Raw genomic sequence first — 15,426 nt, forward strand, 5'->3', positions numbered from 1 at the left:
GCTAAAGATGTGGTCAGATTATTCCCTTGAAGTGGTTGATGCCGTGGCGCGTAACGGCAGCTTTACCGGTGCCGCCCAGGAGCTGCATCGCGTTCCCTCGGCTATCAGCTATACGGTGCGCCAGCTGGAAGCGTGGCTGGCGGTCCCGCTGTTCGAGCGGCGCCATCGCGACGTGGAGCTCACGCCTGCCGGAGCGTGGTTTTTGAAGGAAGGGCGGTCTGTTATCAAAAAAATGCAGATCACCCGTGAGCAGTGCCAGCAGATCGCCAACGGCTGGCGCGGGCATCTCGCTATTGCGGTGGATAACATCGTTAAGCCGGAGCGGACCCGGCAGATGATCGTCGATTTCTATCGTCATTTTTCCGACGTCGAACTGCGTGTTTCGCAGGAAGTGTTCAACGGCGTCTGGGATGCGCTGGCGGACGGCAGGGCGGAGATGGCGATTGGTGCGACCCAGGCGATCCCGGTTGGGGGGCGCTACGCGTTTCGCGACATGGGCATGCTGAGCTGGACCTGCGTGGTCGCGCGCGATCACCCGCTGGCGGCGCTGGAAGGTCCGCTGAGCGATGACACCTTACGCAACTGGCCCTCGCTGGTGCTGGAAGATACCTCCCGCTCGCTGCCCAAGCGCATTACCTGGCTGCTGGATAATCAGCGCCGCGTGGTCGCGCCGGACTGGGAGTCGTCGGCCACCTGTCTGAGCGCGGGGCTGTGCGTTGGCATGGTGCCGGTGCATTTTGCGCGCCCGCGCATCGACGCGGGAGAGTGGGTGGCTCTGACGCTGGAAAACCCCTTCCCGGATGCCGCGTGCTGTCTGACCTGGCAGCAAAACGACGTCTCGCCCGCCATGGCCTGGCTGCTGGATTATCTGGGCGACAGCGAAACGCTGAACCGGGAGTGGTTGCGGGAACCAGCATAGCTGGCCCCGTAATGAGATTAACGACGATAGTCGCGGAACGGACCGTCCGCAACGGAACGTCGTTCAATCAGGCGCGGGTGGACTTCAATGGACTGGGACTGTTCACGCTTGTTGACGATCCTGTCCAGCAGCATATTGAAGGCCGTTTCACCGAGCGAATCTTTCGGCTGGTGAATGGTGGTCAGCGCCGGGGTAAAGAAGCGGGCGTTGCGCACGTTGTCATAGCCGATCACCGAGATATCCTGCGGGACGCGCAGGCCGAGTTCATCCGCCGCGCAGAGCGCGCCCATCGCCATGATGTCGCCGCCGCAGAACACCGCAGTAGGGCGATGCGGCTGGGAGACGATCTGCTGCATCGCGCGATAGCCCGACTCCGGCTCGAAGTCGCCCTGAACAATCCAGTTTTCCGGCACGGTGATCAACGCCTCTTCCATCGCTTTCATGAAACCGGCCAGACGGCCAGCCCCGGTGTTACGCTCAAGAGGACCCGGGATCACGCCAATTTCACGATGACCGCGTTCTACCAGATAACGCCCCGCCATGTAGCCGCCTTCAAAGGCGTTATCAATAACGGAGTCGGTAAAGTCTGCGCGCGCTTCGCCCCAGTCCATGACCACCATTGGAATGTGGCGATACTCTTCCAGCATGGAAAGGACCGACTCAGGGTATTCAGAACACATTACCAGCAGGCCGTCGACGCGCTTTTGCGCCATCATTGACAGGTAAGCGCGCTGTTTTTCAATGTTGTTCCACGCGTTGCCCAGAATCAGGGTATAGCCTTTCTGGAAGCAGTTTTTTTCAACGGCTTCGATGATTTCAGCAAAGTAGGCCGCTTCACTGCTGGTGGCCAGCAGGCCAATCGATTTGGTGTGATTAACCTTCAGGCTGCGGGCGACCGCACTTGGCGAGTAGTGCAGTTCTTTGATTGCCGCCCAGACGGCATTACGCGTCTCTTCAGCGACGAAACGCGTTTTGTTAATAACATGTGATACGGTTGTAGTGGAAACGTTTGCGCGTTTTGCTACGTCTTTAATTGTTGCCATTAAATGTCACTCCAGACCATATCCTAAGCTCCTGAATAAATTGAAGGTAAACGTTTGCCTTCTCTCACCCTTATTACGCAAACATGAGTTGCGACACGCCGGGAAAACGACACAGGACGTCAGGAGGGGGTCAGTGGCCGGTACGCTAATAAATTTAGCGTGGAATTTTGTCCTATCTTGATGAAAAGGGGAAGAGGTAAAGTGGATATCCGTTTAAATCCTGGAAGATTTTTGACCTGAACTGTGTAAAAATGAGCAAGCTCACTTTTCGTAGGGTGAATAAAAGGAGAAAAATTGATGAGTACCGATCTGAAGTTTTCGCTGTTTACCACCATTGTTGTTCTTGCTCTGATTGTTGCCGGTGGTTTAACCGCTGCGCTGCACTGATTCTGGCGGAGGGAGAACCTTCTCCCTCCCTTGCCGCTATTGTTCTCTCTCCGGCAAAAATCTTTTGCCAAAATGTTAACTTCTCATTTTTTGTGATTGATGTCATGCTTTTGGCTTCTTAGCTCTGTGTCGGGTTATGGCACGGTATCCGGAGTTCATTCATGAAAATCAATTTCCCCCTGCTGGCCCTGGCGATTGGCGCCTTCGGGATTGGCACCACTGAATTCTCCCCGATGGGGTTATTGCCTGTTATCGCCCGGGGTGTGGACGTCTCTATCCCTGCGGCCGGTATGTTAATTAGCGCCTACGCGATCGGCGTGATGGTGGGCGCGCCGCTGATGACGCTGCTGCTTTCGCACCGCGCTCGCCGCAACGCGCTGATCTTCCTGATGGCAATTTTTACTCTCGGAAATGTGTTTTCCGCGATTTCGCCGGATTACACCACTCTGATGCTTTCGCGCATTTTGACCAGCCTCAATCATGGCGCCTTCTTCGGACTGGGCTCGGTTGTTGCCGCCAGCGTGGTGCCAAAACATAAGCAGGCCAGCGCGGTAGCCACTATGTTTATGGGCCTCACCATCGCTAATATCGGCGGCGTTCCCGCTGCCACCTGGCTGGGAGAAGTCATCGGCTGGCGTATGTCTTTCCTCGCAACTGCCGGACTGGGCGTGGTCGCGATGGTTGCGCTGTTCTTCTCTCTGCCGAAAGGTAGTGCGGGAGAACGTCCGGAAGTACGTAAAGAGCTGGCGGTGCTGATGCGTCCCCAGGTGCTTTCCGCGCTGCTCACCACGGTACTGGGGGCCGGAGCGATGTTTACGCTCTACACCTATATCTCCCCGGTACTGCACGACATTACCCACGCAACGCCACTCTTTGTTACCGCGATGCTGGTGCTGATTGGTGTCGGGTTCTCGATTGGCAACTATCTCGGCGGGAAATTTGCCGACCGCTCCGTCAGCGGGACGCTGAAAGGTTTTTTAACGCTGCTGATTGTTATCATGGTGGCGATCCCGTGGCTGGCGCGTAACGAAGTGGGTGCCGCGATTGCCATGGTGGTGTGGGGCGCCGCAACCTTTGCCGTGGTGCCACCGTTGCAGATGCGCGTAATGCGCGTTGCGCACGAAGCGCCGGGGCTCTCTTCGTCCGTGAATATCGGTGCGTTTAACCTGGGCAATGCGCTGGGGGCCGCAGCGGGTGGGGCGGTGATCTCCGGCGGTCTGGGTTACAGCTTTGTGCCTGTGATGGGGGCGATCATTGCCGCACTCGGTCTGTTGCTGGTGATGATGTCTGGTCGTAAACAGCCTGAAGCGGTGTGTACGGCGGAATAAACAAATACGCAGAAGGGCTGCCCCTTCTGCGTGTCTCTTACGCAGCGAAGTTCTTCGCAACAAATTCCCAGTTAACCAGTGCCCAGAAGTGTTCCAGGTAGTTCGGGCGCGCATTACGGTAATCAATGTAATAGGCGTGTTCCCATACGTCCACGGTCATCAGCGGCGTTGCGCTGGTGGTCAGAGGGGTACCCGCATTAGAGGTGGAAACGATAGCCAGTTTGCCATCAGCCTCTTTGACCAGCCAGGTCCAGCCGGAGCCAAAGTTTTTAACGGCTGCGTCAGTAAACTTCGTTTTAAAATCCGCGAAACTGCCGAACGCGGCGTTAATCGCTGCCGCCAGCTCACCGGTAGGTTCTCCGCCTGCATTGGGGGCCAGGCAGTGCCAGTAGAAGGTGTGGTTCCACACCTGTGCGGCGTTGTTGAATACGCCGCCGTCTGAACTGCGCACGATCTCTTCCAGCGTTTTGCCTTCAAAATCGGTGCCCTTGATCAGATTGTTCAGGTTGGTGACATAGGTCTGGTGATGCTTGCCGTAATGGTACTCCAGGGTTTCCGCGGAAATGTGCGGGGCCAGGGCGTCTTTTGCATACGGTAGTGCAGGTAATTCGAACGACATTGCTTCTCTCCTTATAGTTTTATACGTTGCCAATAACCCTACAGACAACAAGGACAGAATAGCAAATTGAAAGGGTATGCAAAAGAGGAACTTACCCTGCCATGGAGGCGGCACGGCAGGGTTTAGCGAATGGTTTTTGGCGTCATCACGCGGCGCGCACCCACATAGTGGCGCACCCAATAATCTTCGCTGAGAGAGGTGATCTGAATGTCCTGACCGCTGCGCGGTGACTGGATAAATTTACCGTTACCCACATACACCCCAACGTGATCGGCCGTACCGCGTCCCTGGGTGCGGAAGAACACCAGGTCGCCATTTTGCAGTTCGCCACGGTTTACAGGCGCGGCGTCGCGCAGATGGTACATCTCATTGGCGGTGCGTGGAATGCGAAACTTCACCAGATCTTTATAGGCATAATAAACCAGCCCACTACAGTCAAAACCGGTGCGCGGAGAGGTGCCACCCCAGCGATACGGTTTACCTATTTGCCCCATCAGTTTGTTCATCGCCGTTTTTTGCGCTTTCTGCATACGCGCTTTATGCACGTCAGCCAGCTTCGTCACTTTTGCGCATCTCGTTTTATGGCCTTTGCGCACGATGCATTTTTCATTCACCAGGCTGGCGGTCGTGCGGGTGGTTTTGTGCGTGCCGGAACGGAGAGTTTTGGATTTACTGGAGGCGGTCTTTTTGGTCTGAGCGGTGGTTTTCTTCTTTACTGTTTTACTGGTGGTTTTTTTCTTACGTTCTGTGGTTTTTGCCAGATGCGATTTTTGTACAGCAGAATGCCGCGCCTGTTCAGAGGCGTTCGCCGCTGGCGTAAATGAGAGTGTGGTAAACAGTAAAGCACAGAGCGTCATCGAGATTTTAGTTATCCGCGCCACTGGGCAGTCCCCTGATAAATGCAGGCCACAATGCATACCCGCGTGAGATTTACAAAACCTGTCGATTCTAATCCATAAATTCAGAAGAAGTTAATAGCATTTTTCATTCAAAAATTATGTTTCGTTAGCAAGTGCAAAAAAATTCACCATTCTGACGCACTCCTGTTCGCTCCTTAACCAAAACCGCACCCCGTCTGGGGATAAACGACATTAGCAATGCAACTTTATGCGATAAGCGATAAAATAATTAGACGTGACAAAAATGTTATTTTCCGATGTCGGCCTGACCCGCTACAATGTCAGACTGATGCCGTAACAGAAGTTAAAGGAAGCAAGACATGAGCACCACTATTGAAAAAATTCAGCGCCAGATCGCTGAAAACCCGATTCTCCTGTACATGAAAGGTTCTCCGAAGCTGCCAAGCTGCGGCTTCTCCGCGCAAGCGGTTCAGGCGCTGTCCGCCTGTGGTGAGCGTTTTGCTTACGTTGATATCCTGCAAAACCCGGACATTCGCGCTGAACTGCCAAAATACGCCAACTGGCCGACCTTCCCACAGCTGTGGGTTGATGGTGAACTGGTCGGTGGATGCGACATCCTGATTGAAATGTATCAGCGCGGCGAACTGCAACAGCTGATCAAAGAGACTGCGGCGAAGTATAAAACCGAAGAGCCGGACGCAGAGTAAGTTTTCTGCGGATATAAAAAAGCGACCACATTATGTTGGTCGCTTTTTTTTGTCCTGTGGGGCTACTGATTACCCAACCTACGATTGAAGATCGGCCTCGTCGCCCATCGGCAGCGGCCAGCCGCCGAGACGTTTCCAGCGGTTGACGATCTCACAGAACAGCTCCGCCGTACGCTCGGTGTCGTATAACGCGGAATGTGCCTGGGTGCCGTCAAACGCAATACCCGCCGTGATGCAGGCTTTAGAGAGCACGGTTTGCCCCAGCGCCAGGCCGCTCAGCGCGGCGGTGTCGAAGGTCACAAACGGATGGAATGGATTACGCTTGAGCGAGGCACGCTCGGCGGCAGCCATAGTGAAGCTGTGATCAAAGGTGGCATTGTGGGCCACCATGATGGCGCGGCTACAGTCATTCTCTTTCATGCCTTTGCGCACCATTTTGAAAATGGCGTGCAGCGCCTCGTATTCGCTTACCGCCCCGCGCAGCGGGTTTGTCGGATCGATACCGTTAAAGGCCAGCGCCTCTGGCTGTAAGTTTGCCCCTTCAAAGGGTTCAACGTGGAAATGCAGCGTGGTGTCCGGTACAAGCCAGCCCTGTTCATCCATCTTCAGCGTGATGGCGGCAATCTCAAGCAGCGCATCGGTTTTAGCGTTAAATCCGGCTGTTTCAACATCAATGACAACGGGATAAAAACCACGAAAACGGTCGCACAGACCGGTAAATTGAGCGTTATCGGACATCAGGGTCTCTTACAAGGGGGAAAAAGCAGTGCGCATTATGGCAAATTTTGAGAGGGGATGCAGCAAAACAACGGGCGCAAAGTGCGCCCTGCGGGATCAATTGCCCAGGCCGCGACCAGCGTCTTTGGCTTCGATCAGTTCGATTTTATAACCGTCCGGATCTTCCACAAACGCAATTACGGTGGTACCGCCTTTAACCGGACCGGCTTCACGGGTGACGTTACCGCCATTGCTGCGGATACGTTCGCAGGCTTCGGCGGCGTTATCCACTTCCAGCGCGATGTGGCCGTAAGCTGTACCCAGCTCGTAGCTGTCCACGCCCCAGTTGTAGGTCAGCTCGATGACCGCTTCATCAGATTCCGGGCCGTAACCGACAAACGCCAGGGAGTATTTATATTCCGGATTTTCGCTGGTGCGCAGCAGCTTCATGCCCAGAACGTTAGTGTAGAAATCGATGGAACGTTGCAGGTCGCCAACGCGCAGCATGGTGTGAAGTAGGCGCATAATTTCCTCATTAACCAGTGGAATGGATCATCTTTTTGAACAGAAACGATGTTTTAGTATAGCGGCGAAAGGTCGCCGCTATCAATGTACAAAGCGGGATTACAGTGAAGGGTAGTCGGTATAACCTTCCGCGCCGCCGCCATAGAAACTTTCAGGGCGCTGCGGGTTCAGTTCGGCTTTCTTCTGCAAACGGGCAACCAGATCCGGGTTAGCAATGTAGTCACGGCCAAAGGCCACTGCGTCGATCAGGCCTTTACCGATCAAATCCTCGGCTTTCTCTGCCGTATACGCACCCGCCCCGATAATCACGCCGTGGAAGCGCTCGCGCACTTTCTGACGGAAGGCTTCACTGTAAGGCTTGCCACCTGCCCAGTCCGGCTCGGACATGTGCAGATAGGCGATACCGCGTTTCGCCAGCTCTTCAATCAGATACAGCGCGTCTGCTTCTTCGTTCGGACCGTTGTCGACGTTCTGGAAAGTACCGATCGGGGAGACACGAATACCAATGCGGTCTGCGCTCCACTCATTACAAACAGCATCCACCACTTCAAGCACCAGACGCGCGCGGTTTTCAACGCTGCCGCCGTACTGGTCGGTACGCTGGTTGGAAGACGGGGACAGGAACTGATGCAGCAGGTAACCGTGCGCAGAGTGCAGCTCAACCAGGTCGAAGCCCGCTTCACGGGCGTTGGCGACGGCCTGACGGAAATCATTCACGATACCCGGGATCTCGTCCAGCTCCAGCGCGCGTGGCGTAGTGGTGTCGACGCGGATCGCATTACCGTTTTCATCGCGTAGGGAAGTGCGGGTATTGGCGTTCAGGGCAGAGGCAGAAACCGGCGCCTGACCGCCAGGCTGGATGCTGCTGTGTGAGATACGACCGGTGTGCCACAGCTGAACCGCAATACGGCCATCTTCAGCATGAACACCTGCGGTGATTTTTTTCCACGCGGCGATCTGTTCCGGGCTGTGCAGACCCGGTGCACCGGCGTAGCCTTTTGCCTGAGCAGAAATCTGCGTGGCTTCGGAGATAATCAGGCCCGCGCTGGCGCGCTGGCGGTAATACTCACCCATCAATGGCGTTGGGATATCGCCCGGCTCGATGCTGCGCAGACGGGTAAGTGGGGCCATAAACACGCGATTTGGGGCAGTAACGGCACCCACTTTCAGTGGGGTAAACAGCTTTTCAGCGGACATAACGGCTCCTGAGTAGACCAGTCGACTAGTAAAAGGGTAAATAAAAACGCCGGCTACACGCCAGGCGCGGTAATACAGTTTTTCACATGCGCCAGCGCGCTTTCGAGCGGCACGGCGCTGCGAGACATTTTTGCTTGCAGGTTGGCGCCTAACCAGAGGGAATAGAGCACCTGTGCCTGCGTGAGCGGATCGCCGGAGAAGGAGAGCGTTTTTTCATTGCGCCCGCTCTCCAGCGCCTGAGCCAACAGGGCAATAACGCCGCTGGCCCCTTTATCCATTGCGGTGCGCATATCTTCGGAGAGATCGCACACTTCGGCAGACAGTTTTACCGTCAGGCAGCCGCTGATGATGCCCTGCTGACAGAACTGCGTCAGCGTTTCCTGATAGTAGTTCAGAACACGATCCCGGTAGTCACCTTCACCGCTGGCGAAGTGGGTTGCCAGGCGCTGATGGTAGCTGGCGTAGTGCCGCTCCAGCATGGCAACGCCAAACGCCTCTTTGGATCGAAAATAGTGATAAAACGATCCCTTAGGTACTTCAGCGGTTTTTAACAATTCGCTCAGCCCCATACCGGTAAACCCGCGATGCATGCAAAGGCGCTCGCCGGTAGCCAGCAAATGTTCTCGTGTATCGTGTTCAGTGTGTCTGCTCATGCCCTTACTCTAATAGACCGTTCGGTCTAATGCAAGCCCGCTTAGCGACGACATTGCGACAGAATATCCAGCTGCGGTTGATAAACCGCTGATTTCACGTCCATCATGCCCAGAACGGTGGCGAATAAATTGTCCTGTGAAACCGCCTCTTTTGCGGCATGGTCACGCAGGCAATCCGTGTTTACGCCGAAGTTTTTCGCATAATCCGGGGAGAGCCAGAACATAAACGGAATATGCGTTTGCTGCTCCGGGGCCAGCATATACGGCGTACCGTGCAGGTAAATTCCGCTTTCGCCCAGCGATTCACCGTGATCGGAGAGGTAAATCAACGCCGTGTTCATGCTGGCCTGCCGGGCTTTTAGCGCGTCGATGGTTCGGCTGACCACGCTGTCGGTATACAAAATCGAGTTGTCATAGGTATTGATCAGAGACTGATGATCGCAATCCTGAATTTCATTGGTATCGCAGGTTGGGGTGAACTTGCGAAAGCTGTCCGGATAACGGTTGTAGTAGGCCGGACCGTGGCTGCCCATCAGATGAATAACCAGAACCGTATCCTGCTTTATTCCATCCAGTACGTTGTCCAGACGGTAGAGGTTGACGTCGTCGATACAGGATTTGTCCTTACAGAACTGAGCCAGTTTCCACTGGGTCATGTCCGTGTGCGGCACGCGGTCGCAGGCGCCTTTACACCCGCCGTCGTTGTCGCGCCACAGCAGATTGAAACCGGCATGGTTAAGTACATCGAGCAGACCTTCCTGGTGATGGGCGAGGTCCGCGTCATATTTTTTCCGCGTCATGCCGGAGAACATGCAGGGGACGGAAACGGCGGTTTCCGTGCCACAGGAGGAGGCCTGGGGGAAGTTGATGACATCCTGCTTTTTCAGCTCGGGGTTGGTTTCACGCGGGTAACCATTTAACGAGTAGTTGGCGGCGCGGGAGGCTTCGCCCACCACCACAATCAGCACGGTTTTCTTGCGTTGGCTGGAAATCAGCGCGCCTTTATGAGCATCCTCGCCAATGCGGACCAGCGTCTGGTCGCCGGCAAACCAGCGCATTTTGCTGTATTTCACCACGGCGCTCACGTAATTCGCCGGGGTAACCATTTTGACGATGCTTTTGTTATTGCGGAACAGAGAAGCATAGTCTTTATAAAACACCGCCGCGACCAGGATGATCACCAGCAGCGCACCCAGCATAGCGGCGACACGCGTCAGGAGGGCATACCACCATTTTCCGGTGCGAATGCGCGTCAGGGCTAAAATAATCGATGGAACCAGACCCGCAACGACCAGCCACAGGATCATCTGCGGCGTCACCAGGGCAGTCGCTTCCTGGGAATTAGTTTCGAACACGTTCACAATCATGTTCTGATCGATAACCGTGCCATAGGTATACATAAACCAGGTTGCGGCGGCGCATCCCAGGGTCAGGACAATCATGAGCGGCTTGCGAACAAAGGGAATATTCAGCAGGCTGAAGACAATCACCCAGCCGCAGAACAGCACCAGCGGCACGCTGGCAGCAAACAGGAGATCGTGCAGATGTGCAGGCGCAATGATTGACCAGCTGCGCTGGATAAACAATGCATTCAGAACGGTGAAGAAAAGTGCACAGCCCAGAGTAAATTTTATATCGTTACAGTGTAACTTTTTAGTGAACCACATGATGACCAGACCATTCGTTATATCAATGCGGCGAGTATAAGAAGGGAAGATTAGCGAAACCTTAATGCCCTGTATGTGGGGGTCATCCTTGCATGTAAGCCATTTAGGGTCTTCACTGTAGGGAATAATGACGTTCTGGAGGTAGGTGTGGCAGAGCAACTGGAGTTTTTCCCTGTCCAGAGCCCGTGCCGGGGTATTTGCCAGGTAGATGAACGAGGATACTGTCGTGGCTGCATGCGCACGCGCGATGAACGTTTTAACTGGCAAAATTTCAGCGACGCGCAAAAGCAGGAGGTCTTACGGCTCTGTCGACAGCGTCTGCTGCGTAAAATTCGTGCAAACAAAGCGGTTGAAAGCGAAGAACCTCAGCAACCTTCACTGTTTTAGCAGGGTAATTGCGTATACTGGTGACATGACTTCCTTGAGGAAAATGTTATGGTTCAGCGTATTACCCTTGCCCCGCAGGGCCCGGAATTCTCCCGATTTGTTATGGGCTACTGGCGCCTTATGGACTGGAATATGTCTCCGGTCCAGCTGGCGGACTTTATAGAAGAGCATCTCGATCTCGGGATCACCACCGTCGATCACGCTGATATTTATGGCGGCTATCAGTGCGAGGCTGCCTTTGGCGAAGCGCTGAAGCGTGCGCCGGCGCTGCGTGAACGTATGGAGATTGTGACCAAATGCGGTATTGCCACCACAGCAAAACCGGAGCATGCGCTTGGGCATTACATCACTGACAGCGCGCATATCGTTAAAAGCGCCGAGCAGTCACTGATTAACCTGGCCACCGATCGTATCGACCTGCTGCTGATCCACCGACCCGATCCGTTGATGGATGCGGATGAGGTCGCGGAAGCCTTCCTGACGCTTCACCAGAGCGGCAAAGTGCGCCATTTTGGCGTGTCTAACTTCACCCCGGCACAGTTTGCGCTATTGCAGTCTCGCCTGCCGTTTACGCTGGCGACGAATCAGGTGGAGATCTCGCCTGTTCATCAGCCGCTGCTGCTGGATGGCACGCTCGACCAACTGCAACAGCTGCGCATCCGTCCAATGGCATGGTCCTGTCTGGGAGGCGGCCGCCTGTTTAACGATGAGGCATTCCAGCCGCTGCGTAACGAGCTTGAAACGGTGGCGCGCGAACTGAATGCGGAGAGTATCGAGCAGGTGGTTTACGCCTGGATCCTGCGCCTGCCGTCTAAACCGCTGCCAATTATTGGCTCCGGCAAAATTGAGCGCGTCCGCGCTGCGCTTGTGGCTGAGGAGCTGGATATGACGCGTCAGCAGTGGTTCCGCATCCGCAAGGCGGCGCTGGGCTACGACGTACCCTGAGCACGCCTGAACCTGACTTTCCGGTGAAATCTGCGCCGCTGGTATAGACTTAAGGTGCAAAAAATAACCCGTGGAGGTCTTATGAAGCGTTTTGCTCTGGCAATGGTCACGTTGGTTGTTTGTGCAGGTGCGCAGGCAGCCAGCGAGGACGTTGAAATGAATCTCGTCACTTCTCAGGGGGTAGGCCAGTCCATCGGGACGGTGAAAATCACCGAAACCGATAAAGGGCTGGAATTTGCTCCCGATCTCAAGGCTCTTCCACCCGGCGAACATGGTTTTCACGTTCATGCCAAAGGCAGCTGTCAACCCGCAATGAAAGAGGGGAAACCAACAGCTGCGGAAGCCGCAGGGGGGCATCTCGACCCGCACAACTCCGGTAAGCATGAAGGCCCGGAAGGGATGGGGCACCTCGGCGATCTGCCGGTGCTGGTGGTAAATAACGATGGTAAAGCCACCGATCCGGTTGTGGCGCCACGACTCAAAAAGCTTGACGAGGTCAAAGGCAAGGCGCTGATGGTCCACGTGGGCGGCGATAACATGTCCGATCAGCCTAAACCGCTTGGCGGCGGCGGGGCGCGCTATGCCTGCGGGGTGATCTGATCGCCAATCGTTCCGGGTGGCGGCGCCTGTTCAAGCTGTGACAGGGAGCAGTGCAGCCGCCAGATAATGGACGCCAGATCGCGGGCCGCAGGCTGATGATGGTGCGCCAGCGCGTCGCAAATACGCTGAAGCTCGGCGAGCGTGACGCTCAGGGGGCGCTGCTGCACCCCGCGCTCGCTCATCACATCTCGGAGCATGGAAATACAGTTATCACGGACCTGCGACAGCGGATCGGAACGCGTCTCCCAGGCGCGCAGTTGCCACACCACGTGCGAACAGTTTAACAGCACCACGCCCCAGCGCAGCAGCCAGCGACGGGAGAGTGAATCCTGGCTGTTGTTCAGCTGGCTGACATGATGGTAAACCAGCGATTCATACTCGCTTTCGCGCAGATGCGGCCTGCGGCTCAGCTGATCGACAAAACCCCTGCGCAACTCCCGAATATGCCTGCGGCTTTTACGCGCGTCCGAGCCCGGGCGTAGCACAGCGAAAGCCAGCCACGCCAGCCCCACGCCGAGGATCTTCGCCAGGTTGTCGTTGAGAAAATCAGCGTAATCGTAAACCGGTGGATTCGTTACAGAGATAAATGAGCCCATAAAAACAATCAACTGACCCCACAGACCGGCCAGTTTAGGCATTTGCAGTTTGAGCAACTGCATGGTGGTTAATAGCGGGAAGAGAAACAGCAGAAATTGCCAGAGGTCGGTTATCTGCACCATCAAACCAAATTTCACCACGAAGCTGAATAGCGACAGCAGTACCAGCGTACGCAGCAGAAGCGTCAGGGAATTAAAGGGGGAAGCGGCGACAGAATAGAGCACGCAGCTGATTGCCGCAAGCGTCAGGGCCGCACTGCCCGCATCCCATTGGGTGGTGATGGCCCATGCGCCCACGGCCGTTAACGCGCAAAACGTACGAAAACCGCTCCACAGCGCCTCCATTGCGTCGGTATGGCGTGCCAGAGCAGGACTACCGGGAACGGAAAATTCGGTGACGGGGGTGGCATTTTCGACGGCTTTTAACCAGCGGCTGCTACGCAGATACAGGCGGCAGAAATAGTTCAGACGCTGCCAGAAGGCACGGTGCCTGTAGTCATATTCATCCGTTGGGGCGAGCGGCGCGATAATGCGGGCCACGGTATAGATATCGGCATCCGGACGCGCAAGAGCGGCGAGCAGCGCCTCGATAATCTCCCGGGTATGGGCTGGCGGTGCAGGCCAGTTCAGCAACATCCGGCGAAGGCTCGAGATCGCGCTCGTCATCCGCAATTGCTGGTGCAGTAAATAGTTCAGAAGCGTGTTCTGGCGACGAAAACGGTAGTGGCTCCAGAAAGCCTGGATGCGCAACAGGTTCATGGTCAGGATCTGGCCGATGACCTTTTCGTGCGCGAGGCGGATGTCATCGCTGCTGTCAGGCTGCCAGAGCAGGCTGGCATGTTCCAGCAAACGTGCGTGCATCGTTTTAAGGGCGGTGATAAGCGTAGTGCCATCTGAGGTACTGGGCAGGATCATCATCATGACGCCCCCGCACAGAATGCCGACCATCACTTCACACACGCGTGCCTGGGCGATATCCCACAGCTCGGTGGTATCCAGCACGTTGACGACCGGAAAGGCGATAATGGCCGCGGTGTAACCCGCCAGCTGAAACGCATAGGCAACGTTATTGGTAAAATGGGCGCAGGCCCAGGTACACAGCCCCAGCCATGCCGACATGCTTAACAGAAATAGCCAGGGATCGTTCAGGGTATGGCCGGCAAGAAGCAGTGCGGCGGTTGCCCCCAGCAGGCTACCCGCCACTCGCCCGAGGCTTTTACTGATAACGCCCCCGACGGTAGGGAAGCTGACGACCGCCGCAGAGGTCATCGCCCAGTAAGGCTCATCCAGATTCAGATAATAGGCAACCGTAAGCGCAAGGCACATGGCGATGCCGTTGCGCAGCGCGTAACGCCACTGCGGCCGTGTCGCTTTTATCCACGGCGTATTGCGCCAGGAGAAAGCCCCCAGGTTCATCATCGCGATCCGATGGCGACGGTGCAGGTTGTGCCAGAGACCAGGGTAATGTCTTTCGGCAGTTGATCAAACTCGACGCGAACAGGCACCCGCTGAGCCAGGCGCACCCACGGGACGTTGGGTTTGATGTCAGGCACCAGGCCAGAATCGGTTTCCACGCTCTGATCGTATATTGCCCGACCTATGCTGCTAACGTGACCCTGTAACGTTTCTGCGCCGCTGTAAAGCGTGATCCGGGCAGGCGCACCCTCGCGGATATGGCGCAGCTTGGTCTCTTCAAAATAACCTACAACATAGAAAGAGTGGCTATCGACCAGGGCGAAGACCGGCTGGCCTGTGGTGGCGTAATCACCCACTCGGGTAGACAGGCTCGTGATCCATCCATCCACCGGGGCTTTGACCACGGTCTGGGTCAGTTGCCACTCGGCCTGTTTCAGCGTTGCCTCTGCAACCTTCAGGCTGGCCTGCATGGCTTTTACATTGATATTGGCGGTATCGAGATCCTCCGCAGAGATGTAATTTCTCGACAGATGGCGGCGGCGTTCGGCTTCGTTATTGGCTTTTGCCAGATCTGATTGAGCTTTTGCGAGCTGCGCCTGGGCATTAAGCACCGCAATGTGGAAAGGGGTCTCGTCGATGCGGAATAGCACATCGCCCGCATGAACGTACTGGTTGTCCTTCACCAGCAGCGCGCTGATACTGCCGGACACCTGTGGCGTGATGCTGACCTGTTCCGCGCGGATCTTGCCGTCACGCGTCCAGGGCGACTGCATGTAATAATTCCAGAGCCACCAGCCGGCCATCACCGCCAGCGCTAAAACGAAAAGAGTGGAAAAATATTTTAACGTTTTCAATGCTAT

General features: G+C 55.7%; 17 protein-coding genes. 7 read left to right on the forward strand and 10 right to left on the reverse strand.

Annotated features, from left to right (window positions below):
• The first annotated feature begins 7 nt into the window (after positions 1 to 7).
• The gene (punR, locus tag ACQG0T_RS09720; RefSeq protein ID WP_003857638.1) at positions 8 to 919 is read left to right on the forward strand and encodes a DNA-binding transcriptional activator PunR; all 912 of its coding nucleotides are present in this window, start codon (positions 8 to 10) and stop codon (positions 917 to 919) included.
• Between the two features lie 17 nt (positions 920 to 936).
• Here punR and purR read toward each other — a convergent pair whose 3' ends face one another.
• On the reverse strand, positions 937 to 1,962 hold the full coding sequence (gene purR / locus ACQG0T_RS09725; RefSeq protein WP_003857634.1) for an HTH-type transcriptional repressor PurR: 1,026 nt from the start codon (positions 1,960 to 1,962) through the stop codon (positions 937 to 939).
• 297 nt (positions 1,963 to 2,259) lie between these two features.
• Between purR and ACQG0T_RS09730 the strand changes: the two genes are divergently transcribed.
• Together ACQG0T_RS09730 and ACQG0T_RS09735 are read left to right on the forward strand one after the other, a co-directional pair.
• Complete coding sequence (locus tag ACQG0T_RS09730) at positions 2,260 to 2,349, forward strand: YnhF family membrane protein (RefSeq protein WP_003857632.1); 90 nt, start codon at positions 2,260 to 2,262, stop codon at positions 2,347 to 2,349.
• A 161-nt stretch (positions 2,350 to 2,510) separates the two neighbouring features.
• Positions 2,511 to 3,677, forward strand: a complete 1,167-nt coding sequence (locus ACQG0T_RS09735; RefSeq protein WP_252051481.1) for an MFS transporter — start codon at positions 2,511 to 2,513, stop codon at positions 3,675 to 3,677.
• Positions 3,678 to 3,714: 37 nt separating this feature from the next.
• Here ACQG0T_RS09735 and sodB read toward each other — a convergent pair whose 3' ends face one another.
• Both sodB and ACQG0T_RS09745 read right to left on the reverse strand, forming a co-directional pair.
• Positions 3,715 to 4,296 carry a superoxide dismutase [Fe] gene (gene sodB / locus ACQG0T_RS09740; protein WP_023296387.1) on the reverse strand — a complete coding sequence of 194 codons (582 nt, stop codon included), beginning with the start codon at positions 4,294 to 4,296 and terminating at the stop codon, positions 3,715 to 3,717.
• 122 nt (positions 4,297 to 4,418) lie between these two features.
• A complete protein-coding gene (locus ACQG0T_RS09745) occupies positions 4,419 to 5,177 on the reverse strand; it encodes a C40 family peptidase (RefSeq protein ID WP_023296388.1) in 759 nt (252 codons plus the stop codon).
• 338 nt (positions 5,178 to 5,515) lie between these two features.
• Between ACQG0T_RS09745 and grxD the strand changes: the two genes are divergently transcribed.
• Positions 5,516 to 5,863, forward strand: a complete 348-nt coding sequence (gene grxD / locus ACQG0T_RS09750) for a monothiol glutaredoxin 4 (RefSeq protein ID WP_003832760.1) — start codon at positions 5,516 to 5,518, stop codon at positions 5,861 to 5,863.
• A 78-nt stretch (positions 5,864 to 5,941) separates the two neighbouring features.
• On the opposite strand, the gene rnt is transcribed toward grxD, so the two are convergent.
• The 5 genes from rnt to eptA form a co-directional block, all read right to left on the reverse strand.
• Positions 5,942 to 6,601: a ribonuclease T gene (gene rnt, locus ACQG0T_RS09755; RefSeq protein WP_003857625.1), complete on the reverse strand. Its 660-nt coding sequence runs from the start codon at positions 6,599 to 6,601 to the stop codon at positions 5,942 to 5,944.
• 96 nt (positions 6,602 to 6,697) lie between these two features.
• The gene (gloA, locus tag ACQG0T_RS09760) at positions 6,698 to 7,105 is read right to left on the reverse strand and encodes a lactoylglutathione lyase (RefSeq protein WP_003857623.1); all 408 of its coding nucleotides are present in this window, start codon (positions 7,103 to 7,105) and stop codon (positions 6,698 to 6,700) included.
• A 99-nt stretch (positions 7,106 to 7,204) separates the two neighbouring features.
• Positions 7,205 to 8,302: an alkene reductase gene (locus ACQG0T_RS09765; RefSeq protein ID WP_015570682.1), complete on the reverse strand. Its 1,098-nt coding sequence runs from the start codon at positions 8,300 to 8,302 to the stop codon at positions 7,205 to 7,207.
• Positions 8,303 to 8,355: 53 nt separating this feature from the next.
• Positions 8,356 to 8,955 carry a TetR/AcrR family transcriptional regulator gene (locus tag ACQG0T_RS09770; RefSeq protein WP_017384602.1) on the reverse strand — a complete coding sequence of 200 codons (600 nt, stop codon included), beginning with the start codon at positions 8,953 to 8,955 and terminating at the stop codon, positions 8,356 to 8,358.
• Between the two features lie 41 nt (positions 8,956 to 8,996).
• A complete protein-coding gene (eptA, locus tag ACQG0T_RS09775) occupies positions 8,997 to 10,622 on the reverse strand; it encodes a phosphoethanolamine transferase EptA (protein WP_271040722.1) in 1,626 nt (541 codons plus the stop codon).
• A 147-nt stretch (positions 10,623 to 10,769) separates the two neighbouring features.
• On the opposite strand from eptA, the gene ACQG0T_RS09780 reads away from it, so the two are divergent.
• From ACQG0T_RS09780 to sodC, 3 genes are all read left to right on the forward strand, one after another.
• Positions 10,770 to 11,009, forward strand: a complete 240-nt coding sequence (locus ACQG0T_RS09780) for a DUF1289 domain-containing protein (protein ID WP_017384600.1) — start codon at positions 10,770 to 10,772, stop codon at positions 11,007 to 11,009.
• A 48-nt stretch (positions 11,010 to 11,057) separates the two neighbouring features.
• The gene (locus tag ACQG0T_RS09785; protein WP_015570678.1) at positions 11,058 to 11,954 is read left to right on the forward strand and encodes an aldo/keto reductase; all 897 of its coding nucleotides are present in this window, start codon (positions 11,058 to 11,060) and stop codon (positions 11,952 to 11,954) included.
• Positions 11,955 to 12,035: 81 nt separating this feature from the next.
• Complete coding sequence (gene sodC / locus ACQG0T_RS09790) at positions 12,036 to 12,554, forward strand: superoxide dismutase [Cu-Zn] SodC (RefSeq protein WP_023303563.1); 519 nt, start codon at positions 12,036 to 12,038, stop codon at positions 12,552 to 12,554.
• On the opposite strand, the gene ACQG0T_RS09795 is transcribed toward sodC, so the two are convergent.
• Together ACQG0T_RS09795 and ACQG0T_RS09800 are read right to left on the reverse strand one after the other, a co-directional pair.
• Positions 12,533 to 14,566 carry an FUSC family protein gene (locus ACQG0T_RS09795; RefSeq protein ID WP_026080711.1) on the reverse strand — a complete coding sequence of 678 codons (2,034 nt, stop codon included), beginning with the start codon at positions 14,564 to 14,566 and terminating at the stop codon, positions 12,533 to 12,535. The two genes, sodC and ACQG0T_RS09795, sit on opposite strands and share 22 nt — an antisense overlap.
• On the reverse strand, positions 14,566 to 15,426 hold the full coding sequence (locus ACQG0T_RS09800) for an efflux RND transporter periplasmic adaptor subunit (protein WP_026080710.1): 861 nt from the start codon (positions 15,424 to 15,426) through the stop codon (positions 14,566 to 14,568). Before ACQG0T_RS09800 ends, ACQG0T_RS09795 begins: the two co-directional genes overlap by 1 nt.

The sequence above is a fragment of the Enterobacter cloacae complex sp. 302F9 genome (genome assembly GCF_050030335.1).
GTDB classification, from domain to species: Bacteria; Pseudomonadota; Gammaproteobacteria; order Enterobacterales; family Enterobacteriaceae; genus Enterobacter; species Enterobacter hormaechei_C.